The organism is Pectobacterium parvum, assembly GCF_020971565.1.
In the GTDB taxonomy this organism is placed as follows: domain Bacteria; phylum Pseudomonadota; class Gammaproteobacteria; order Enterobacterales; family Enterobacteriaceae; genus Pectobacterium; species Pectobacterium polare.
In genome coordinates this window covers 3,957,823-3,981,146 of the sequence record NZ_CP087392.1, presented here as the reverse complement: position 1 = coordinate 3,981,146, position 23,324 = coordinate 3,957,823, and the positions used below count along the sequence as shown (strand labels likewise).

Below are 23,324 nucleotides of genomic sequence, written 5' to 3'. Positions count from 1 at the left end.
GAAAATTGGCTAATAAACACGCATGATGTTTGGTATTATAGACCCCAACGAAGTGCAACAGGCTATGCTTATAATGTCACCAGTCCTCAACGATAGCGGGAGTTTTGATATGGCGATTCTTCCAATGTCATATAGCCCCGCCACTATGGCGCGGGAATATCGGAAAATTGGCGAAACGAGTGTGAACGGTCGCGCTGTGGATATTTATATCCATAATGAGCGGCATCATGCCGTTGCCATATATGGAGAGCCTGATGACGTTAACGGTGATTTACGGCATGTTGTTGTCGCAAAGATTGATCTGAAATCCCGTAACAGCGACGACGATGCCGAAACTATTTTGGCTGTCATAGGTTATTACGAGAACCTGCAACCGGTGAGTGACTACCTTACTCAGGTTGAAGGCGTGATTGTCACCAAACGTGAACGAAACGCCAATGTCGCCAGCGCTATGTATAAGGCGCTCATTAACGACGGTATCGTGCTGGTTAGCGATAACGTTCAATTCCCTGGAGGGAAGGCGTTGTGGGCGCGTATGGCACGTAAAGAGGTTGGCATTGAGGTATTTGTGTTCGACTCAGAACAACGTACTTTCTGGCCGTATGACGGAGAACGGATTCGATACGATGGTCGCAGCATTCCCGAAAGCGATATATGGAGCCTTGCGCCTAATGAATCGCGAAAAGGAGTTGTGCTGGTGGCTGAACGCAAACGAGACGAATCAGCCGCTTGATGTCGTTCTGCTCTGAGACGTTAAGCGATTTCAAATCGTTATTATGCAATAAATTGAACACTCTGATCGCTGACGTGTGTGGTATTCCCCTCTGCGCCTACGCTGTTGCGACGAACCTTTTTTGCCAGTCGCTTCGCAGAATGCGCGTTCCGTCCGTTTATTTTTAGCGGCGTCAATTACAATCAAACCTAAAAAAGAAACGACGTTTTATTTTTGAGGTTATGATGAATCTTAATACCTTACGCTCCTCTGTCTGGCTACTGGCGGCTTTGCTGACCAGCCCTTCACTGATGGCGAACGATATGAACCCTACGATTCAACCCGTGACAGATCAGGCGGTGACGGATGAAGGACTGCCTTCATTTTATCCGCAGCTTAAACAGCAGATGACCTACTCGGACTCTTGGCTATCGGGGAATTTTACGGATTTTAGCGAATGGCAAGCCCAGTCGAGAAAAACGCTGCGTTCGCTGCTCCTGACGCCGGATTCCACCAAAGACTTTGCCCCGCAGACGATGGAAAAACAGGATCGCGGCAGCTATACGGCGGAGAAAGTCGCTTTCAACCTGACCGATGAAAGCCGCGTAGATGCGTTGCTTTTGACGCCAAAAAGCGCGGGGCCGCATCCTGCGGTGATCCTGCTGCACGATCACGGCGCGAAGTTTGATATCGGCAAAGAGAAGATGATCAAGCCGTGGGGCAATGACAAGCAGCTCGATTCTGCACAGGCGTGGGCCGATAAGTTCTTCACCGGCCGTTTTGTCGGGGATGAACTGGCGAAGCGGGGTTATGTGGTGTTGGCGGTCGATGCGCTAGGTTGGGGATCGCGCGGGCCAATTAAATATGAGCAGCAGCAGGCGCTGGCGAGCAATTTCTTTAATCTGGGGCGCTCACTCGCGGGGCTGATGGCCTACGAAGACATGCGGGCGACAGACTTTCTGGCATCGCTTGAACAGGTTGATAAGCAACGTATTGGCGTCGTGGGTTTCTCGAGGGGTGCCTATCGTGCCTGGCAGCTCGCCGCGCTGTCCGACAAGGTAGCGGCAACGGCAGCGGTATCCTGGATTGGCACGTATGACGGCCTGATGACGCCGGGCAACAATGTGCTGAGAGGGCAGTCGGCATTCTACATGCTGCATCCGGGGCAACCGACGCGCTTTGATTTCCCTGATGTGGCGAGCGTCGCCGCGCCAAAACCGATGCTGCTATTTAACGGTGGTCAAGACAAACTGTTCCCGACGCAATCCGTTGAAGATGCTTACGCTAAAATGCACAAGGTGTGGCAATCCCAGCGGGCGGACAGCAAGCTGCAAACCAAAATCTGGCCTGAGCTGGGGCACGTTTTCTATCAGGAACAGCAGGAAGAAGTCTTTAGCTTTTTAGACCAATGGCTAAAGCTCTAGCTGTAAATGCCTGAATTATAATAAGTTTTTTGATAACATCAGCTTACTGATGCATGACTCGCCTCTGCGTGCCGCGGCATTCAGAGGTTTTTTAATTTTACAGGGACGAAGTGATGAGGAAATATCTGGGTATTATCATGATGGCGCTATGGCTGTCGGGCTGTAATGGAGAGGAAACACTTAGCGAGGGAAAATATCTGGTTGAGGATGTTCGCGTTGTGTTTGATAACAGTAAACATCCTGAAGCCAATAAAAACAGAGATGAGCTTCAGGAAAATATCACACAAAGCTTCAAAGGCATTAAAGACGATATCTACTTCAATCTGACGCCGACGCAGGTGATTTACACTACTTCGGATGGCGAATATACCAGGGAGATCAAAGATAACCGAGTGCAGATAAACGGTATGTTGCACACGCTAAAAATCGATGGAAAGAACACGGTTCACTTTGTGTCAGATAAAAAATCAGCCTGTGCATTTTATTACTGTGAAATCACTATGGTATTGAAAAAGACAAAAGCACAGTCACCCGATTTACTCAAAATCCAGCAGCGTTTTGACGAACGAAAAAAAGCCTATCAGGCGCAGCTTCTTGAAGAGAAAGAGGCATTTAACAGCGCGCCGATGGATGATTTTCCCGGTATTCCCTTTTATCCCGAAGAATATTTCACGATTAAGCTGCCGTTTAGCATGTACGACAAGCTGAGCCTACGAGATCACGGGATGTATATTCGCAAGATGGGGCGTCTACTCATCGACCGAGAAAATAAAGACACGCAGATCTACACCTATCGGGATAAGCAGAATAACACCGACGTTGACCTGTTTAGTGTTAGCGCGGCGAAAGAAGATTTTAATCTGGCGTTGTGGCTGAAAGGGCAAAAGGGCGTGTTATTCCAGTCGGAAAACGGCGCGGCATACGATAACCAACAAGGCAAATTGGAAGCCGTCTATTTTCAATATGATGAGGCTAAGCAACGCTACTTTATTGGGTTAGCGAATGCTGAAGATGTTGTCTCGTTAGCCAATGCATTTGCTGTACTGCGTACGATGGATGAACGTTACCGCGGCGAGCAGGCATTGTCGATGTACGATCTGGCATTATCTCAGCCGGAATTGGAAGCGAAGTATGGTGTAAAGATTACTGATGAATTTAAGATCGCAGAAATGCATCAGGCTATCTGGAAAGCACTCGAACAGCGCATGGAAAAGCCTGAGCGCTTTATTAAACGGAGCATGTCAAAAACGCGCATTGAAATAAAATTCCCGTCGGAAGTATTTAAGTACGATGTTTATTTTAAGGTCGCTCCTCAGTCGATTCCTGAACTCATGGCTGAAACCAAAGAGATCGTCCCTGAAGGTAAAGAAGTTGATAACATCTTTATTTATGGCGACAGCGCGTTTGTCGGCTATGAATACGATGTGAATGTGGGAAGTGGACTCACATTACAATTTTTAGTCCCGAAAGATGCAGGAACGCCGCTGGAACGCCTGATGTTCCTGCATGTATTACGTCAGCTTGATGTGACGCGATTCCCAGCTATTTCCGCGCAAGAGAAAAAGAACCTGTTTACGTATGGCGAAGCGACGTCTTTTAAAAACAACCTTGATAATCGCTACTTCAAGGTAGAAGAAGGTCTCATCGACAGCACGGGCAAGCTGATCGTCAAGAATCCTGATGATGGCTATTTCAATTTTGACTATCGCTTTCCCCACATACTGGCGACCCACTATAAATCAGAGGGGGAAGGGAATTACTCCAGAGTGCCGGGCGTGACGGTATTTGATGAAAAAGGGAAATGGCTTTCCCATCAGAAAGACTAATTTGATCTGACTGCGTGGTGGTTGTCGGTAATGGTATTGGCGGTCATGGCATTGCCAGTAATGGTGCTGTCGATAATGACGGTTATCGACAGCACCTCGCATCCAGCTAAAACAGCATCCCGTTAAACCAGTATTTTGTTAAAACAGTAGCCCAAGCAAATAGCGTAGATCGCCTTCCTGCCGTAATGCGCAGCGGTCGGCGATCTGGCTGCTGTCGAGATGTGTCAGCGAGCCGATGGTTTGCTGCAGCTTGGCACGGAGATCGGTGGGGCGCGCTGAGGTTTCCTGACGTGTGGTGCGATGGATTAGCGTGCTGCCGTCACGCAGGTGCAGCGTAACCTCATGAAAACGTGCTTCCGGGTCAAGCTCGTCAGGCGGCGCGGTTTCATCGGCGCGGCGTATGACGCGATTCGCCAGCGCGGAGATCGTAGTTTCAACCGGGGCTTCCGAGAAATGTGCCAGCTTCAGTTCCCCTTCAATCAGCGCCGCCGCAATCACATATTCCAGACTGAACCGTGCTTCTACGCCGTTGGTCGCGTTACGGATAAAAGGAGCAACATCGCCGCCCGGTGGGAAAGTCACCGTGATATGTTCGATGGCATCGGCCAGATCGGCATCCGCACCATTCTGCTTATGCCATTGTTCCCGCAGTGCAAACGCGGCTTCGGCAGCGCTGTGGGTGCCGCCACAGGTCGGGTAGCGCTTGAACTCCAGACCGGGAGACAGCATGCGCCACGGCGCGCCCCAGTTTTCAACCAGCAACTCCGGCTGCTGTTTTTGATCGCCGTGCGCGGCAAGAAAGGCGTCAATCACCTGCTGTTCGTTGCCCTCGAAGCCCGCTAAGCCCAGCTTGACGGCGGTTAACCCCGCTCTGGCGGAAAGCCCGGCATGTAGCGGTTTGACCGCTGAACCAAACTGCGCTCTTAGCCCGGCGGCCTGTGTGGCAGCCAAGCCAAGAATGGTTTGCGTCTGTTCTACCGAGGCACCAGCCAGACGTGCGGCGGCTGCGGCAGCGGCGATAGCACCGAGCGTAGCCGTGTTGTGGTAGCCGAGGCTGTAATGACGCGGGCCGCATGCCAGCCCGATTCTGCCTGCGGCTTCCACGCCGATCACATACGCCGTCAAAAATGCTTCTTCCGTGATGGATGAGTCTTCTGCTGCCAGGGCAAACAGGGCAGGCAGAATGACGGTGCTGGGATGTCCACGAAACGCCGGATGATAATCGTCAAAGTCCAGTACGTGACCGGCATAACCCAGGATCAGACTGCGCGTCAGGCTGTCCGTGCCGCTGAAGACCTGCTTTAACGGCGCAAGCCCGCTATCGGCAATCGCTCCCTGTGCGATGGGAAGTGCGGTGGAAACAAAGTCAGTCACCCCGTCGCGGGCGGCATCAATCGCTTCTCGATTGGGGGCGCTATGGATGATGTGGTGGGCAAGCGTTGCGGTGATATCAGTCTGATTGGTCATGGATAGTCATGTGCTGGCAGAAAAATACTAATTTACTGCGCATCGCTGAATAGCGATTAATAACCAAACGGAATAATAAATTCCATTTGGTTATTAGTGATTGAGGATCAGAAACGGTCTTTTAGCTGTCCCGGCGTAATACCGAATGCACGGCGCAGGGCGGTGGCAAAGTTGGCGGGGCTGTTGTAACCGGCGATGCTGGCTGCCTGTGCAATACCGATGCCGTCTTTCTGCAAGGCCAGCATGGCGCGCTGCAAACGGCAGTTACGCAGGTATTCAAACACGCTCATATTGAACGTCTGACGAAAATGGCGCTGTAGCGTGCTTTCACTCATGTTGACGCTTTTGGCGATTTCACTCATCGAAAGGTGGTCGGCGCTACCGCTTTCCAGCATGTCTCTGACCTGTTGAATACGGTGGTAGCTGCGCAGAGTAACGCCGCTGCTTTTGTCCTGCGCCACGCTGGCGGTCAATGAGGTAAACGCCTCGATAATCAGGCTCATACACTGCATTTCCAGATAAAGGCGCTGGAGCGGCGTTTGGCAAGGTTCAGCGTCCAGCGTTTGTAAGGCAATCGCCAATGCCTGTCGGGACGGTGTCCACAGGTGTATTGCCAGGTGAGTCTGCGTGAAATCGTGGATGGCCTGCCAGTCGCCAACGGTATCCATCATATTGCCGTACAGCCATTCCCTGTCGAACGTCAGCGTAATCGTTCGTTCATATTCATCACGCTTGCCGATTCGGGTAAACATCGTCGGCTCCGTTAGTGCAATCAGCGAGGCGGGCTGACTCTCTCCCAGATGCAGTTCCTGATGGCCAAATGAGATATGTGCGTTGCCACTGACCACGATGGCCAGCTTGATCGCGCCATCCAGCAGGTTTTGAGTTTTCATGTTGTGGCGATTAATCACATCCGCAGTATGCAGGATCAGATGGGGATTGAGCTGTACGACAGTGAACGACCCGAATAGCACTGGCGTGTTATCGATTAGCCGAGGCCCGATAAAACGGTAATTATTCGCGACCAGACTCGATTGCTGAACGATATGATCTTTATAGATCGGCTTTGATGACTGAGTGAAGCTGCGCACGTGATTACCTACCTGATTAAACCCTTCGACCTGCGCCTTCCATTTTGATGCTTTGGCAAAACATTTTGCTGCTAGAGCAAACCCCGTCCTGAATAACAAATGTAACAATGACCGCGCCAAAATGGTAATGCAAATACTTCTCAATAGCATTTTTCGTTGAGGACGTCACATTGCACGATAAATGCATTTTCCATTTCCGGCAATGCGGAGAAAAGGGCTGATTGATTACACACAGCATTTCATAACAACACGACATAATGCCATTGGCATGACGCTTCTCCCCGATAACCGCCACGTTTGCGCGTTTTATCTCCGCCGTTATTCAGCGTTTTGCTGATTGTCGTTAGGTGTCGCTGTACCGGCTGCGATGTTGATCCTTTTTCAGGCTACTTATTCATTTCTTACAGGGCAGGATAATTTTGATGAAACTACCACAATCGCGTCGTTATCTGGCGACGCTCATTGGCGTTAGCTGCGGGATGACGTCGTTTCTGAGCGCTGCGCAGACCTCGCCTTCAACAGAACCTGCCCCTCAGGTGCAGAATCAGGCCGAAAGTAAAGCATCGGGCGATACGATGGTGGTGACGGCGGCTGAGCAAACCCGTCAGGCTCCGGGCGTGTCGGTGATTACGGCTGAAGATATCAGCAAGCGTCCGCCTGCTAACGATCTGTCCGATCTGATTCGCACCATGCCGGGCGTCAATCTGTCCGGTAACTCAACCAGCGGCCAGCGCGGTAACAATCGCCAGATCGATATCCGCGGCATGGGACCGGAAAACACGCTGATTCTGGTGGATGGCAAACCCGTGTCGAGCCGTACGGCAGTACGTTACGGCTGGCGCGGCGAGCGCGATACCCGTGGTGATACCAACTGGGTGCCTGCCGATATGGTCGAGCGCATTGAAGTGCTGCGCGGCCCAGCCGCGGCGCGTTATGGTAACGGCGCAGCGGGCGGTGTGGTTAACATCATCACCAAACAGCCAAGTCAGGAATGGCATGGCACCTGGAACACCTACCTGAATGCGCCGGAGCATAGTTCAGAAGGTGCCACCAAGCGTACCGATTTCAGCCTGATGGGCGGACTGACTGACAGCTTGAGCTTCCGTCTGTACGGCAACCTGAATAAAACCGAGGCTGATGCACGCGATATTAACCAAGGGCATCAGTCCGCACGCGCGGGCAATCAGTCAGCTTCACTGCCTTCCGGGCGTGAAGGCGTGCGTAATAAAGATATCAACGGCCTGTTGCGTTGGGATATGACCAAGCAGCAGGCGTTGGAGTTCGAAGCGGGTTCCAGCCGTCAGGGCAATATCTATGCGGGCGATTCGCAAAATACCAACACCAACCCGCTTGTCGTGAGTAATTACGGCAAGGAAACCAACCGCATGTACCGCCAGAACTTTGCGGTCACGCATCGCGGCTACTGGGACAGCGGCGTCAGCTCTACGTCGTACCTGCAATACGAACGCACGCACAATACCCGTATCCTTGAGGGACTGTCTGGCGGTTTAGAAGGGATTTTTGATACGACGAGTCCGAACCAATATGGCACGATAACGCTGGATAATTTCACTGCACATAACGAAGTCAATATTCCACTAAATGTCTGGGTCGATCAGGTGCTCACGTTCGGGGTTGAGTGGAACGAGCAGAAGATGAAGGATCCGGTTTCGAACTTGCAGACGACAACCGAAGCGGGCAGTGTGGGTTCACTGAGCAGCAGCGGTCGTAGTGAGAAATCCGCTGCTCGTCTGGCTTCCGCTTTCGTGGAAGATAACGTCCAACTGACGGACAGTACCATGCTGACGCCAGCACTGCGTGTCGATCATCACAGCACGGCCGGCACCAACTGGAGCCCGTCGCTCAACCTGTCGCAGGAACTGGGTGACGACTATACGCTGAAGTTAGGTATTGCTCGTGCTTACAAAGCGCCGAACTTATACCAGACTAACGAGAATTATCTCCTTTATAGCCGTGGACAGGGCTGTGCTGGCGGCACGTCTTGCTACCTGATCGGTAATGAAGACCTGAAGGCGGAAACCAGCCTGAATAAAGAAATTGGTCTGGAGTTTCACCGTGATGGATTGATCGCTGGCATCACCTATTTCCATAACGATTACCGCAACAAGATTGAAGCAGGCAACAATGTCATCGGCAAAGCGGTGGGCGGCACCAATGCTCAATATGCTAATGCCAATATCTTCCAGTGGGGCAATGTGCCGAAAGCCGTTATTCAGGGACTGGAAGGTAACCTGACCGTTCCCGTCACGGAGACCATCAACTGGCGTAACAACCTGACCTGGATGCTGGAATCGAAAAATAAAACCACGGGCGATTATCTGTCAATTACGCCGGAGTTTACCCTGAATTCATCGGTGGACTGGCAGGCGACGGAGAGCCTTTCCTTCCTGGCCGATGTGACTTGGTATGGTCGCCAGAAGCCGAAGAAATATAACTACAAAGGTGAGCGCGTAACGGGTAGCGCAACCAATGAGTTAAGCCCTTATGCGCTGTTCGGGTTAAGCAGTACCTATAAGTTTAACAAGAACCTGAGCGTGACCGGCGGTGTCGATAACCTGTTTGATAAACGCCTGTTCCGTGCGGGTAATGCGCAGGATGTGGTGAACAATAACGTGGTTACCATCGCGGGTGCCGGTGCGGCAACCTATAACGAACCGGGACGGACTTTCTTTGTTAGCGTGAATACGTCGTTCTAAGTGTTATATCCGTCATACTGAATCGCGAACGCCACGGTGCTATTGTGCCGTGGCATTTCTTATGGCGTGCCGTTGCCGCTATCAGGGACAGAAAATGCCTTTTAAGGTGGCGACGATTTTTTCCACGTCCTGATTTTCGATGCGGTAGTACAGCGTTTGTGATTCGCGCCGATAGCTAATCAACCCTTCTTCACGCATTTTTGCCAGATGCTGCGAGAGGGCGGACTGGCTGAGTGGGATGTGTTCAAGCAGCGTGCCAACCGACATTTCGCCGTGCTCGATAAGCAGGCAAAGCACCAGTAGCCTGTTCTCGTTGCCAATCGCGCGCAGCATCGCTGCTGCTTTTGCCGCACCGTCCTGCATGAATTCCCGATCCGAATTGCTCAACGCCATGTTCCTACCATCCTGCGTAACTGACTAATTTAGTGATGCCTAATATATTGAGCTTATCATACCCTTGGCCATGAGCGAGGATAATGACTGACATCGATAAAACAGCGCATAACGGAGCCAGCGCGATGCGACCAGCGGTTTACAATAGGGGCGTTCCTCCCTAGAATGGCGCGACATCCTTTCCTGAATCTGCTGCTGCAGGAAAAACAACCTTCTCTCCGAAACGGGAGGAGCGATTTTTTGTTTTTCTAGGTAGCACCATGTCTACATTTACTCGCTTACAAAAACGTTTATCCCGTTTGGGGATAGACACCGATTACCAACATTCTATTTATCATCTCCGCAGGCAGCATGCGGAAGCGCAGGTTCTGTTGCCGGACACGTTGCCGCTGGAAGAAAAGGCGGTTCAGCAACTGCTGGATTTCGCCTCGGTTCACCTACCGGGCAGCGATGCACGCGTCTGTGCTGCTCGCGCGACGCCGGATTTCCATCCCGGTACGCTTGCGCCCGTCGGCAGCATTGTCGCCACAACGGAGAACTTCGTTATCCCTGCGGCGATTGGGACGGATATCAATTGCGGCATGCGACTGCTGACGACGGGCGTGCATCATACGGATGCGGATGAGCACAAACCTGCGCTGATTCAGTCACTCAAAAACACGTTACTGCTGGATCGGCGTGATGTTCCCGTTACGCCGGATTCGTTTTCTGCGCTCTTTGATGAGGGGTTGTCCGCGTGGCTGGCGACACTGCCTCAGCAGGGGCTTTGGCAGGAGGTGGACTTCCGGCGGCTGTCGGCGGAACTCGGCTCCATCGCCGGAACCGATGCGGTTCGTGCCAATAGTCGGCATGCGCCTGAGCCGTTTTTTGCGCCTCGCGAGATACTTCGACCTTCCAGTCTGGGCACGGTAGGATCGGGTAACCATTTCGTTGAGCTGCAAATTGTCGATGCCGTGTTGGACAGGCACGCGGCGTATCAGGCCGGCGTACAGGAAGGCGAAGTCGTGGTGATGATTCACACAGGTTCACGGGACGTGGGCTTTTATGTCGGCCAGCGTGGGATCGATAAAGCGCGAGCCTGTTGGCCTGCGGGAGAGAAATATCCGACATCCGGCCTGTTTGGTCTGGTTGATGAGCAGGCGACGGACTATATGGAAGCCATGGGCGTCGCCGCCCGCTATGCGTGGATCAACCGGATCGTGCTGACTGAACTGATTCGCTCTTCCTGGAAGCAGGTGTTTACGCATGACGCCAGCAAGCTGGTGGTCGATCTGTCGCATAACATTATCCTGCCGGAACATGGAATGAATCTGCATCGTAAAGGGGCGACGCCCGCCAAAGCCGGGGAATTTGCGCTGATTCCCGGTTCAATGGGCGATTACTCTTATCTCGTTACAGGGAAGGGAAATCCCGATTGGCTGTGGTCGTGTTCACACGGTGCGGGGCGTGCCGAACGGCGGCAAAGTATGCGTAACAAGGTCGATACGGCGAAGCAGGCAGATACGTTGCCTTGGCAATGCATCACGCTGAAAGACGAACGCCTGCGGGAAGAAGCGCCAGCAGCCTATAAACCGGTTGCGCCTGTGATTGATATTCAGGCGCAGTCAGGGCTGATTCAACCTGTAGCACGGCTACGCCCGTGGCTGACGTTTAAGGCCTGATGTGACCCGCTCTAGCGGGAAGTGATTCGATAGTCTTTGTACTAAAAATGACGACCCAATCGGCGAGCTGTCGATTGGGTCGTGTGTTCTTCGTTACCGGAATCCGTTCGTCAGGTATCTGTCATAGGAATAAACGCAGCAAATTATGGTTTTTGCTTGATGACGTTATTAGCACCGCTAGAAGAGAGTTTCGGCTCTGTTCCTCCCCATGAGAGACGGTTGCTGATGCCATTGAAGGAAACAACGGCGGGGCCTTTAAAATCCAGATCGAGATGATGTTCCGTACCCGTCACATTCACCTTCGCTGGTTTATCCTCGGCAAGGATGTGCGTGCGGATGGTGTTTTTATACGCGGCGACAGTCAAGTCACCTGTCGATTGACCTGTGGCGGCAATCTCTGAACCGGTTACGGTGAGCGATGTGGCGGTATCGAACGTGATGTTGTGCTCGGAACCCGCGACGGAAATATCGGCACATTTGCCGGTCAGTACGATGTGATTGCCGTTGCCTGAAATAGTGACATCATTGCCATTACAAGGAATATCGCGCGTTAAACCGATCCCCTCCAGCTCGATAGGGGCGGCATAGACGGATGCGGTGAATGCGAAAGCAGAGACGAAAACCATTGGCAGATACCGTGTTATCTTCATGGCGTTTTTTCCTGTGATCAAAGAGGTCATCCGGCATCATTGCCGTGAAGGCACCTATCATCTGTTAACACTTTTCCCGACTCTATTGCGAACATTCTGATTATCGCTACGCCATCAAACGATGATTAATCGCGCTATGTTGTTAAAAACTTACCTATTATGTGGTTAACTCAGCATAGTTAGTGTGCGCCGTCAGGGACATGCTATTCTGCTGATGTCGGCATTTTTTAGTGATAGTGAAATTGGGCACATAGCATAGTTGAATAAAAATTAATGTTGCTATTATGTGAACGAATTAACAATCAATTCAAATCCTGATATGCTGACGAGGCTGGACCGGACACTCTACTACCTTACATCCACACGCTGGCACCCAGGCATGGACACCACAAGCGGGAACAAGAGCGCCGGGCATAATGAAGACAATGAGAGCGAGGAGAACGTCGTGCTAGAAGAATATCGTAAGCACGTAGCCGACCGGGCTGCGCAGGGGATTGTTCCTAAACCGTTAGATGCCACGCAGATGGCCGCGCTGGTTGAGTCACTCAAGAATCCCCCGGCGGGCGAAGAAGAAGTATTGCTTGACCTGCTGATTAACCGTGTCCCCCCCGGCGTTGATGAAGCCGCCTATGTGAAGGCCGGTTTTCTGGCTGCCGTCGCCAAAGGCGAAGCCACTTCCCCACTGGTCACCCAGGAAAAAGCGATTGAGCTGCTGGGCACCATGCAAGGGGGCTACAACATTCATCCGCTGATTGATGCGTTAGACAACGACAAGCTGGCACCGATTGCCGCCGAAGCGCTGTCCCACACGCTGCTGATGTTTGATAACTTCTACGATGTGGAAGAAAAGGCGAAAGCAGGCAATGCGCACGCCAAGAAAGTGATTCAATCCTGGGCTGATGCCGAGTGGTTCCTGTCCCGCCCGAAACTGGCGGAAAAAATTACCGTTACCGTTTTTAAAGTCACCGGTGAAACCAACACGGATGACTTGTCTCCGGCACCTGATGCCTGGTCACGCCCTGACATCCCGCTGCACGCGCTGGCGATGCTGAAAAACGCCCGTGAAGGTATCGATCCCGATCAACCTGGTGCCGTGGGCCCGATCAAACAGATCGAAGAACTGAACAAGAAAGGCTTCCCGCTGGCTTACGTCGGTGATGTTGTCGGTACCGGTTCATCGCGTAAATCGGCAACCAACTCCGTGCTGTGGTTCATGGGGGATGATATCCCTCACGTCCCGAACAAACGCGGCGGTGGTGTGGTGCTGGGCGGCAAGATCGCTCCGATCTTCTTCAACACGATGGAAGATGCCGGTGCGCTGCCGATCGAAGTCGATGTGAACGATCTGAATATGGGCGATGTGATTGATATCTACCCGTATGAAGGTGAAGTGCGTCGTCATGACACCAATGAAGTGCTGGTGACCTTTGCGCTGAAGACCGACGTCTTGCTGGATGAAGTCCGCGCTGGTGGCCGTATTCCGCTGATTATCGGCCGTGGACTGACGTCCAAGGCGCGCGAATCACTGGGCTTGCCGCACAGCGATATCTTCCGTATTTCCAAAGCGGTTGAAGCCAGCAAAAAAGGCTTCTCGCTGGCGCAGAAAATGGTAGGACGTGCCTGTGGCGTCGCGGGTATTCGCCCTGACGAATACTGCGAACCGAAGATGACGTCTGTAGGTTCACAGGACACCACCGGGCCGATGACCCGTGACGAGCTGAAAGATCTGGCCTGTCTGGGCTTCTCCGCTGATTTGGTGATGCAGTCGTTCTGTCACACCGCGGCCTATCCGAAGCCGGTTGACGTGACCACGCACCACACGCTGCCTGATTTCATCATGAACCGTGGCGGCGTATCGCTGCGTCCGGGCGATGGTGTTATCCACTCCTGGCTGAACCGTATGCTGCTGCCGGATACCGTCGGTACGGGCGGTGACTCCCACACCCGTTTCCCAATCGGTATCTCTTTCCCTGCGGGCTCCGGTCTGGTGGCGTTTGCTGCCGCGACGGGCGTGATGCCGCTGGATATGCCGGAATCCGTTCTGGTGCGCTTCAAAGGCAAAATGCAGCCGGGCATTACGCTGCGCGACTTGGTTCACGCCATTCCGCTGTATGCCATCAAGCAAGGCCTGCTGACCGTTGAGAAGAAAGGCAAGAAGAACATCTTCTCTGGTCGCATTCTGGAAATCGAAGGTCTGCCAGATCTGAAAGTCGAGCAGGCGTTTGAACTGACCGACGCCTCGGCGGAACGTTCTGCGGCTGGCTGTACGATCAAGCTGGATAAAGCGCCGATCATTGAGTATCTGAACTCCAACATCGTGCTGTTGAAGTGGATGATCTCCGAAGGCTACGGCGATCGTCGTACGCTGGAGCGTCGTATTCAGGGCATGGAAAAATGGTTGGCCGATCCACAACTGCTGGAAGCGGATGCCGATGCCGAGTACGCCGCGGTGATCGACATCGATCTGGCCGACATCAAAGAGCCGATCCTGTGTGCGCCGAACGATCCAGACGATGCGCGCTGGTTGTCTGACGTGCAGGGCGAGAAGATTGATGAAGTCTTCATCGGTTCCTGTATGACCAACATCGGTCACTTCCGTGCGGCAGGTAAACTGCTGGATAGCCACAAAGGCCAGCTGCCGACCCGCCTGTGGGTTGCGCCGCCGACCAAGATGGATGCGGCACAGCTGACCGAAGAAGGCTACTACAGCGTGTTTGGTAAGAGCGGAGCGCGTATCGAGATCCCAGGCTGCTCGCTGTGTATGGGTAATCAGGCGCGCGTAGCGGATGGTGCGACGGTCGTTTCTACCTCGACTCGTAACTTCCCGAACCGTTTGGGAACCGGTGCTAACGTGTATCTGGCCTCTGCCGAACTGGCTGCGGTTGCCTCATTGCTGGGTCGCTTGCCGACGTCAGAAGAGTACCAGACCTACATGTCGCAGGTGGATAAAACCGCGCAGGACACCTATCGCTATCTGAATTTTGACCAGTTAGGTCAATATACCGAGAAAGCGGATAGCGTGATCTTCCAGACGGCGGTCTAACTCGCTATAGTTCGCATCTCTACACCGAAGGAGGCCTTGTGCCTCCTTTTTTTCTGCCCGTTTTATACGCGTCATACCTCACGCTGCCTGTGCATTGGCGGTTGGCATCGTGCCTTTGCAGCATGAAAGGTGAAGGCGTATCACGACGATAGGGGGCAGAGGTGACTAAACTGAACAAAAGAAACATAACAGTGAGGATGGCATCATGGACTATGAATTTTTGCGGGATGTGACGGGCCAGGTCATCGTTCGTATGTCGATGGGACATGAAGCGATCGGGCACTGGTTCAATGAAGAAGTGAAAGGCCAACTGACGATATTGACTGACGTCGAAGATGCAGCGCGTTCCGTCGCAGGCAGCGAGCGGCAGTGGCGGCGCGTGGGCCATGAATACACGCTGTCGCTGGATGAAGAAGAAGTGATGGTGCAGGCAAATCAGCTGTCTTTCACCACGGATGAGCTGGAAGAGGGCATGAGTTATTACGATGAAGAGAGCCTGTCTTTATGCGGTCTGGATGATTTTCTGACGCTGGTGGAAAAGTACCGCGAATTCGTCCTGCATTGACAGAACGGTGAAGGAAAAGCGTGCTGGAATCAGTACGCGGGGAACCTTTGACCGTTATCTGCATCCATCATCGCTCACTGTCAGGTTAGGCCTGAGTGAGGACAAGCAGCTTGCGTTCAATGATTCTGGACAGCAGCACAATAAAAGAAATCAGGACTAAGTAAACCAGCGCAGCGAACAGGTAGGCACTGAAAAACTCAAAGTTAGTTGCCGCGACTTCCTGAATGCGGGAAAAAAATTCAGTGTACTGGATGAGGAAAGCGATAGTGCTGTCCTTGATATTATTAATGACCTGATTAGTCAGTGCGGGCACTGAGGTGATTAATACCTGAGGTAATATCATTAAGCGGAATATTTGCCACTGGCTAAACCCTTGTACGACGGCTGCTTCCGCCTCGTACTTGTTCAGGGAGTTATAAGCGGTGGTCATATAGGCGGCGTTATAAGCCCCGATATTCAGGGTAAATCCCGTTACCGCGACAGCGAAAGGCGACAAGTTAATACCGATTTGTGGCAAGCCGTAATACATGACAAATAAAATAAGAATTAATGGCGTGCCGATAAAGAAGTCCATATACATTTCTGTTAGCTTTTTAACGGCAGGTCGATTACTGATACTCAGAAAAAAAATAACAATGCCCCAGAAAAAGCCCGTGAGAGAAACCACTATCGCCAGCTTTACTGTCTCGCTGATTCCATCAAGCACCAGAGGAAGCTGATCTATCAGCTCGTGATAAAAACTCATCCATCCGGCAAGCATATTACTTTTCTCCAAAAAAATAATGAATGTCCGGTTCGCCATTGAGGGCTGACAGCTCTGCGAAAGATCCTTCGGCCCGGATCCTGCCATAGTTTAGGAAGGTCACTCTGTCACACAGCTGTTTAGCCAGACGTATATCGTGGGTGACGCATAATATGGTGACTTTCCGCCGGTGAAGCTGCTTAATGAGCGAACCCACTTCACGGGTCATGAGCGGATCGAGGGCGGATGTCGGCTCATCAAACACAATGATTTCAGGATCGGTGACCAGAGCGCGGATGAGAGCAACGCGCTGTTGCTGGCCGCCAGAGAGCTGTGAAGGGTATTTCATACCGTGCTCCTCCATCCCCAGCCTTTCCAGTTCATATAAGGCTTTAGTTCTGGCATCACGTTCGGAGACGTTAAAGACTTTACGCAGCGCCAGAGTAATATTGTCCATAACGTTCAGATGGCGGTATAGCGCGTAGTTCTGAAAAACGAATCCAATTTTTTTCCTGAAATCGAGAATATTAAATTTTTTATCGGCAACGTTCTGACCATGAAAAAATATATTACCCGTATCCGGGCTTTCAAGCTGGGCCAGACAGCGCAGCAGCGTCGTTTTGCCACAGCCAGGTGGGCCCATAACGACTTTTATTTCGCCATGCTCAATCTGTAAATTGAGATTATCCAGTACCTTTTTGCTACCGAGTGTCTTACTGACCTCGCATAATTCTATTAACGTCATCTATTGCCACCCTGATTTTTCAAGCCATCGCCCGTTACCTGAAATCTCATTTCAAGCCGCCTTACGGCGATAATAGATAATTTGTAAATGAGAAAATAAAGGATTGCCGCCAGCGTATAAATGACCAGACCGTTCATCGTGACTGCGGTCAGGGACATGGCCTGCTTGGTGATTTCTGGTATACCCACGGTGTAGGCAAAAGGTGTGGCTTTTAATACCGATGAGAATTCGTTGGCTACCCCAGGAACGGAAAAGCGGAGCATTTGTGGTAGCTCGATGTATCTTATAATTTGTAATTTCCCTAAACCTGCGGTCTTGGCGGCGGTAATCTCTGACGGATCGACCAATTGAAGCGCACCGCGGAACACTTCCGCAAGATAACTCCCGCTGATTAATCCAATGCTAATGTTCATGGCAAGCAGGGGGGGAATGCTCAGGCCTATTGCCGGAAGGCCAAAATAAACGAGGAAAACGGCGATTAAAACGGGAATACCACGAAAAATGAAGACCAGAATATCCAGTATGTTCTTCACCGAGGGAGAAACCAGTCGCCGTAACACGGCGACGGTTAACCCAATAACCAAGGCTGATGCAAAACACGTCAATGTAACGATGAGCGTGTACTTGACACCTTCAAACAAGAAATAATAGATGTTTATCATGTCTTGTGATGACATCGTTTTTTATTTCATCCACTTATCTACGATGCCCGATATTTTTGCTTCACCCTGTTCATTCAGCCAGGTATTAAAGTCATCGCGCACCGGTGAACCTTTCTTAAAGGCAAACCCAAGGTGGTCAACGCCTTTGAAAACATAGCGGCTTTCAATCGGGGCTTTTTGCTTGTTCTTGTAGTTAAAGTAAACCGGGTCCTCTATGAAGGCGAGATCTAGATTGCCATTTTTCAAATCGGCAATGGTTTCATTATAAGAGGGGTAAAGTTTAACTTTGCTGAGCGAGTAATACCCTTTGGGTTCCAGATCGGTTTTTATCAAATCGGCGTAAGCCATACCTCTGGGGAACCCTACGGAGTATTTTTGTAAATTTTTCAGATCGCTCAAGTCTATGTCGCGATTATTCAAGCTCACCAAATTAAATGAATTCACATAATAGGGAGCGGAAAAATCCATGACTTTCTTACGTTTATCCGTGATGGATATCCCTGAAAATGCGACATCAGCCTGACCACTTGCTACGGCACCCAGCATGCCATCCCATGAGTATTCTGTTATTTTCAGTTTGCAGTTTCTCTCCTTGCAATAAGAAGAGAAGAGTTCAAGATCGATCCCTTCTAATTTACCGTCAGCGGATTTAAATAGCATCGGTGGTGAAGCGGGAGAAACCGCAACGTTAAGTGTCTTTCCATCGACAGGATTGGCGGCGAAAACCGTAAATGAGGTTATTCCTAAAATTGTGCCTAATAAAAACGTTTTGAGTAACATGCTGGACTCCTGAATGTAATATACCCGTCATACTTCAAGTTGCATGTGCGTTGGCTACGTTCACTCACCCGAATCACTTACCTGAGTAAGCTCATCGGGATTCCTTCTCTTGCTGCCTGCCTGAAATTCGAATTATTTAGGGTAGGAAGATACATACGTATTTTGAATCAACCATAGGAGAAAAGTATTGCCACTATCGCTGTCGACAAAGGGTAAAAGCCACATTTCAAACAAGAGCCGTATTTCTGCCAGAATACAGAGCCTCAGCAATGCGCCATTTAAACCTTAATTTAAACTTACAAGACAAGTAGTTTTATATTGTAACTATTGGTTATCGTTATTATCACCAAAAGAACTACTGAATGATAAATATAATCACCTCTTTCTTAATGTGCAAATTTTGTCCAATCAATTATCTTATGGGAGAACCGATCTGCGGCTACGCTGAGATATCGCGTGTTCGCATGAGATCTGGTGTGGGGGAGATTGGTGATTCAGCGCTCGCCTTTGAATCCGCGAGAAGGGGTAGCAGAGGTGGGTTTGCAAACAGTGGTAACACCACCCGGCGAGCGAGTGGTGTTTTACATCAATTAGCCAAGATCGGCATGACCAAAGCGTGCTTGCCAGTCATGATCGAACCGGTTAAGCGCATCTTCAACCGCAGGATCTTGCAGGAACAGTTCTGCCACGGCAGGGTTGACGGTAATCGCCCGACATCCCGCCAGCAGGCAGTCCAGCACCTGACGCGGCGTGCGAAAGCTAGCCGCCAGCACCTGAGTCTGCGGGCTGTGCAGGTTAATCAGGGTTTGCAGCTCTTTCACGAGTACAATCCCATCGCCACCCTGTGCATCAATGCGGTTGACGTAAGGCGCGATATAGCGAGCGCCAGCCAACGCGGCATAAAACCCTTGCCCCGCACCGTATACGGCGGTGCCGAGAGTGGGAATATCCAGCGCCGTCAACTGCCTGATGGCACTCAAACCCGCATGCGTCACCGGCACTTTGACGACCAGAGAAGGAATCACATCCCTGAGCTTCAATGCCTCTTCCACCATCACGTCAGGATCGCGCGACATCACCTGAGCAAACAGCTGTCCTTCCGTGCCGATAACGGCCTGCATGTCCCGCAGCATGCTATAAATATCGGATTTTCCGCGTGCGACAATGCTCGGATTGGTGGTCACGCCTTTAATCGGCAACACGCCAGCGAGTCGTTCTACTGCGGCGACATCCGCCGTATCTAAATAGAATTCCATCATTTCCCCCGTTAACTAAAACCGGTCTGTTGGATGACATTCATCATGCGGACTTAGCGCACGATAATGCCCAGCAGAATCCCCACTGCGCCGAAATCGGAATCGCTGAACGTGGTGTTCGCCAGTCCGATACTGCCCAGCACCGGCAGCAGGAAAACAGGCAGGAAGGTAATCAGCAGTCCGTTGGCAAAAGAACCTAGAATCGCACCGCGACGTCCACCGGTAGCGTTACCGAACACGCCAGCCGCTGCGCCGACGAAGAAGTGCGGCACCACGCCGGGAATGATCACCGTCAATCCCATCAGGTAGAGCAGAACCATACCGATCACCCCAGCCGCAAAGCTGCTCAGGAAGCCGACCAGAACGGCATTCGGGGCATACGGGAAGACAACGGGGCAATCTAATGCTGGTTTAGCATTGGGAACCAGTTTGTCAGAAATGCCTTTAAACGCGGGCACGATTTCCGCAATCACCATCCGCACGCCTTGCAGCACGATGTACACGCCAGCGGCAAAGGTAATGGATTGAATCAGCGAAAACATGAACCAGTTTTTCCCACCAGCGTTCATCGTTTTCACCGCTTCCGGACCGGCAAACAGACAGGTGAAAATGAAGATGAAAAACATGGTGAAAGCGATGGCAACTGGCGTATCACGCAGGAACAGCAGGCTCTTTGGTACTTCCATGTCCTCCGTTGATTTCTCTTTATTACCAAACTTGCTGCCGATAAACGCTGACAGCAGCTGTGATATCGCCGAGAAGTGACCAAAGGCGACGTCATCCGAGCCTGTGACTTTCTTCATATACGGGTGAATAATGGCAGGGAACAGCACCATCGATACCCCAACGACCAGCGACCCAACGGTAATCAGCAGCACGCCTTTCATGCCCGCAGTCGCCAGAATTACGGCAACCATCATCGACATAAACAGCGTGTGGTGGCCAGTCAGGAAAATGTATTTCCACGGCGTAAAGCGGGCGATTGCGATATTAATGACCATCGCAAAGAACATAATCATTGCCATCTCGGTGCCGAAGTTCTTCTGTGCTACCGCGACAATGGCTTCATTGTTCGGTACTACACCGGCGATACCAAACGCATGGTGGAAAATCTGGGCGAAATCTCCCAGCGAGGACACGATCAGGCTCGCGCCCGCCCCGAGGATCAGGAAACCCATGACGGTTTTCACCGTCCCCTTGATGCATTCCGTAACCGGTTTTTTCTGTGCAATCAGGCCGATAAGCGCAATCAAACCGACTAATATGGAGGGTTCAGACAGCACATCACTCATTAAAAAACGGAAGAATTCCATTGTTGATTCCTCGCTTATAATGCGCCAAGTTCTGTCAGGGCGACCGACAGGCGCTCTTTCATCGCCACTTTATCGATCATGTTGCTCAGGGACACAATTTTCCCCCCCACTGCCTGCGCGACGAGCTGATCGGCAATATCCTTTGTACCGACAAAAATGTCGCTGTCCGTGCCTTTCGCCGAACCTAAATCTACGTGATCCACGTCAGCAACCACGCCGAGTTCTTTAACGATGTTTTTAATGCTCATTTCCATCATCAGGCTGGTACCCAGGCCGTTACCGCATACGACTGTAATTTTCATAATCTGTGTCCTCTGGTGGCAATTAATAACGAGAAATAACGGAAAGCACCTGTTCTATTTCCGTCGCGTTAATTAACGCGGCGACGTCATCAGGCGTGTCGAACAACTGAGCGAGCTGTGAAATAATATCGATATGGCTGTTGCTGTCCGTGGCGGCCAGAACAATCAGTAAATGCACGGGATCGTTGCCTTCGGAATGGAAAACCACGCCGTCGCGAATCAGTGTCAGGCTGACGGCGAGCTGGTTTACGCCGTCTTCCGGGCGCGCATGCGGCATGGCAATTCCTGGGCCGACGACATAGTAAGGACCGATGGCCTCATGAGAGCGGTAGATCGCCTCAACATAGGTGGGTTCAATCGAACCGTTATCCAGTAAAGGCTTACAGGACAAGGCGATAGCGTGACGCCAATCATCACAGGCAGGTAAAATCTGAACAACGTCTGGTGTTAGTAAAGTGTTAAGCATTAGAGTCACCTCTGTATCATTCTGAACGCAGGATAGTGTGCCGGCTTCGAAAATAATGTGATTAACATCTAAAAAGATAGCGCTAACTGATATGGTTATCATTAACTGTGACCTGCTTAGCACAAGCGGGGGCATTATTTGTTCCCCCGTGTTATCACAGGCACACTATGAACGGCGATAGCACGGCGTGAATGAGTCGAGAAATCGGGGTGTTCGCCCTTCACGCTAGCCTGAAGGCAATGACGTAACAGGCTGTTATCGCGACCGTGCGATGAGAAAAATGACGAATGGAGAGGAAGTGAGCATGCGTAAGCGTCGCAGTACCGGTAAGGTTACGCTACAGGATGTCGCCGACTACGCGGGCGTAGGGACGATGACGGTATCGCGTGTGATGCGCAAACCCGATCTGGTCTCTGAAAAGTTACGCAGCAAAGTGGAACTGGCCGCCAGAGCATTAGGCTATGAACCCAATCAAGAGGCCAGCCAGCTCACCGAGAGTACGAGTCGCGTGACGCTACAGGACATTGCGAGCCATGCTGGTGTCGGCGCGATGACGGTGTCCCGCGCGTTGCGGGAGCCAGGGCTGGTTTCTGATGCGACACAGAAGAAAATCAATGACGCGATAAAAACGCTGGGCTATGTACCGAATCAGGCCGCAGGCGCGCTGGCATCAGCCTATCAACCCGCTATCGCGGTGCTTTATCCTTTTCAGCAAGATCGCGCCAGCGTGCGTTTTGTGCAGGCGCTGCAACAGGCAGTCGGCAAACATAACGTTCCGTTAATCATGGGCTGCCATGAATATCGCCAGCATACCGAAGCGGGCATGGTCGAAAAACTCCTGCAGCAGCGGCCAGCAGCGCTGGTGTTATTCAGTGCGCAACTCTCACAGCGAACCCGAGACATTATTCAGGCTAGTAACGTTATTACGGTGAACGTTTCCGGCGCTGACGTGCTGAGTGCGAATATCAATATTGATATCGCCCTTGCCGAAGCGGCGGAGCAACTGACGATGTCGCTGCTGGAAAAGGGGTATCGCCACGTGGCTTATATCGGCGCTCATACGGATAACCGTTTGCAAAAACAGCAGTTGAACGGTTGGAATAAAGCCATGCTGGCGCATTATCACAATGCAGATTTGAAAATTACGATCCCGGAAGCCCCCAGCCTACAGTTTGGCCGCTACGCCATGACGGAACTGCTGCAAAACCAGCCGGAGCTGGATGCGATTATCTGTAGTCATGAGGAAATAGCGCTGGGCGCGCTCTTTGAATGCCAGCGCCGCCTGATGAAAGTCCCTTACGATCTGGCGATTGCCTGTCTGGATGGCTCTGAACAATGTGAGCACACGTTCCCAGCGCTCACCGCGATGCGGCTGGACTATGAAAAGCTGGGTACGGAGGTTGGGCGTTTGGTGCTCGCGATGATGGACAACGACGAGCATCCACCCGTACAGGAAAAAGTGAAATTCATCTTTGAGCCGCGCGCCAGCAGCTAACTAAACCGGCCTGT

At 51.6% G+C, this 23,324-nt stretch carries 20 protein-coding genes; 8 read left to right on the top strand and 12 right to left on the bottom strand.

Translation table 11 applies throughout. The annotated features are described in order from the left end of the window. Nucleotides 1-109 precede the first annotated feature (109 nt). From LOZ86_RS17950 to LOZ86_RS17940, 3 genes are all read left to right on the top strand, one after another. Complete coding sequence (locus LOZ86_RS17950; protein WP_127156317.1) at nt 110-733, top strand: hypothetical protein; 624 nt, start codon at nt 110-112, stop codon at nt 731-733. Nucleotides 734-957: 224 nt separating this feature from the next. Beyond that, nucleotides 958-2,136 carry a dienelactone hydrolase family protein gene (locus tag LOZ86_RS17945; RefSeq protein WP_230243172.1) on the top strand — a complete coding sequence of 393 codons (1,179 nt, stop codon included), beginning with the start codon at nt 958-960 and terminating at the stop codon, nt 2,134-2,136. Nucleotides 2,137-2,249: 113 nt separating this feature from the next. Further along, the gene (locus LOZ86_RS17940) at nt 2,250-3,962 is read left to right on the top strand and encodes a hypothetical protein (RefSeq protein WP_039483571.1); all 1,713 of its coding nucleotides are present in this window, start codon (nt 2,250-2,252) and stop codon (nt 3,960-3,962) included. A 138-nt stretch (nt 3,963-4,100) separates the two neighbouring features. On the opposite strand, the gene LOZ86_RS17935 is transcribed toward LOZ86_RS17940, so the two are convergent. After that, nucleotides 4,101-5,429 carry an MmgE/PrpD family protein gene (locus tag LOZ86_RS17935; RefSeq protein WP_039513048.1) on the bottom strand — a complete coding sequence of 443 codons (1,329 nt, stop codon included), beginning with the start codon at nt 5,427-5,429 and terminating at the stop codon, nt 4,101-4,103. A gap of 107 nt (nt 5,430-5,536) precedes the next feature. Further along, the gene (locus LOZ86_RS17930; RefSeq protein WP_039513047.1) at nt 5,537-6,520 is read right to left on the bottom strand and encodes a helix-turn-helix transcriptional regulator; all 984 of its coding nucleotides are present in this window, start codon (nt 6,518-6,520) and stop codon (nt 5,537-5,539) included. Between the two features lie 422 nt (nt 6,521-6,942). On the opposite strand from LOZ86_RS17930, the gene LOZ86_RS17925 reads away from it, so the two are divergent. Beyond that, entirely contained in the window at nt 6,943-9,237 is a 2,295-nt protein-coding gene (locus LOZ86_RS17925; RefSeq protein WP_039483577.1) for a TonB-dependent siderophore receptor, read from the top strand. A gap of 81 nt (nt 9,238-9,318) precedes the next feature. On the opposite strand, the gene LOZ86_RS17920 is transcribed toward LOZ86_RS17925, so the two are convergent. Next, complete coding sequence (locus LOZ86_RS17920) at nt 9,319-9,630, bottom strand: ArsR/SmtB family transcription factor (protein ID WP_039317193.1); 312 nt, start codon at nt 9,628-9,630, stop codon at nt 9,319-9,321. A gap of 260 nt (nt 9,631-9,890) precedes the next feature. Here LOZ86_RS17920 and LOZ86_RS17915 point away from each other — a divergent pair, with 260 nt between their 5' ends. Then, the gene (locus LOZ86_RS17915; protein WP_039483580.1) at nt 9,891-11,291 is read left to right on the top strand and encodes an RtcB family protein; all 1,401 of its coding nucleotides are present in this window, start codon (nt 9,891-9,893) and stop codon (nt 11,289-11,291) included. A gap of 143 nt (nt 11,292-11,434) precedes the next feature. Here the strand turns inward: LOZ86_RS17915 and LOZ86_RS17910 are convergent, their stop codons facing one another. Further along, a complete protein-coding gene (locus LOZ86_RS17910) occupies nt 11,435-11,941 on the bottom strand; it encodes a DUF3060 domain-containing protein (RefSeq protein ID WP_039483583.1) in 507 nt (168 codons plus the stop codon). Between the two features lie 445 nt (nt 11,942-12,386). Here LOZ86_RS17910 and acnB point away from each other — a divergent pair, with 445 nt between their 5' ends. Then, nucleotides 12,387-14,984, top strand: a complete 2,598-nt coding sequence (gene acnB, locus LOZ86_RS17905; protein ID WP_230243171.1) for a bifunctional aconitate hydratase 2/2-methylisocitrate dehydratase — start codon at nt 12,387-12,389, stop codon at nt 14,982-14,984. Between the two features lie 205 nt (nt 14,985-15,189). Continuing rightward, nucleotides 15,190-15,549: a protein YacL gene (gene yacL / locus LOZ86_RS17900; protein ID WP_010286830.1), complete on the top strand. Its 360-nt coding sequence runs from the start codon at nt 15,190-15,192 to the stop codon at nt 15,547-15,549. Nucleotides 15,550-15,634: 85 nt separating this feature from the next. Here the strand turns inward: yacL and LOZ86_RS17895 are convergent, their stop codons facing one another. From LOZ86_RS17895 to LOZ86_RS17860, 8 genes are all read right to left on the bottom strand, one after another. Beyond that, nucleotides 15,635-16,309, bottom strand: a complete 675-nt coding sequence (locus tag LOZ86_RS17895; RefSeq protein WP_039513044.1) for an amino acid ABC transporter permease — start codon at nt 16,307-16,309, stop codon at nt 15,635-15,637. Between the two features lies 1 nt (nt 16,310). Then, on the bottom strand, nt 16,311-17,036 hold the full coding sequence (locus LOZ86_RS17890; RefSeq protein WP_230242542.1) for an amino acid ABC transporter ATP-binding protein: 726 nt from the start codon (nt 17,034-17,036) through the stop codon (nt 16,311-16,313). After that, the gene (locus LOZ86_RS17885; RefSeq protein ID WP_039483594.1) at nt 17,033-17,713 is read right to left on the bottom strand and encodes an amino acid ABC transporter permease; all 681 of its coding nucleotides are present in this window, start codon (nt 17,711-17,713) and stop codon (nt 17,033-17,035) included. The genes LOZ86_RS17890 and LOZ86_RS17885 overlap by 4 nt, the downstream gene beginning before the upstream one ends. Nucleotides 17,714-17,719: 6 nt before the next feature. Continuing rightward, a complete protein-coding gene (locus tag LOZ86_RS17880; protein WP_039483597.1) occupies nt 17,720-18,478 on the bottom strand; it encodes a transporter substrate-binding domain-containing protein in 759 nt (252 codons plus the stop codon). 590 nt (nt 18,479-19,068) lie between these two features. Next, the gene (fsa, locus tag LOZ86_RS17875) at nt 19,069-19,734 is read right to left on the bottom strand and encodes a fructose-6-phosphate aldolase (RefSeq protein ID WP_039483601.1); all 666 of its coding nucleotides are present in this window, start codon (nt 19,732-19,734) and stop codon (nt 19,069-19,071) included. A gap of 53 nt (nt 19,735-19,787) precedes the next feature. Then, complete coding sequence (ulaA, locus tag LOZ86_RS17870) at nt 19,788-21,047, bottom strand: PTS ascorbate transporter subunit IIC (RefSeq protein WP_039483604.1); 1,260 nt, start codon at nt 21,045-21,047, stop codon at nt 19,788-19,790. A gap of 14 nt (nt 21,048-21,061) precedes the next feature. Then, nucleotides 21,062-21,349, bottom strand: coding sequence for a PTS sugar transporter subunit IIB (locus LOZ86_RS17865; protein WP_039470109.1), 288 nt, complete (start codon nt 21,347-21,349; stop codon nt 21,062-21,064). A gap of 22 nt (nt 21,350-21,371) precedes the next feature. Next, nucleotides 21,372-21,815: a PTS sugar transporter subunit IIA gene (locus LOZ86_RS17860; protein WP_039483606.1), complete on the bottom strand. Its 444-nt coding sequence runs from the start codon at nt 21,813-21,815 to the stop codon at nt 21,372-21,374. A gap of 304 nt (nt 21,816-22,119) precedes the next feature. On the opposite strand from LOZ86_RS17860, the gene LOZ86_RS17855 reads away from it, so the two are divergent. Beyond that, nucleotides 22,120-23,310 (top strand): LacI family DNA-binding transcriptional regulator, encoded by a 1,191-nt coding sequence (locus LOZ86_RS17855; protein ID WP_039483608.1) that lies wholly within the window; start codon nt 22,120-22,122, stop codon nt 23,308-23,310. Nucleotides 23,311-23,324 lie beyond the last annotated feature (14 nt).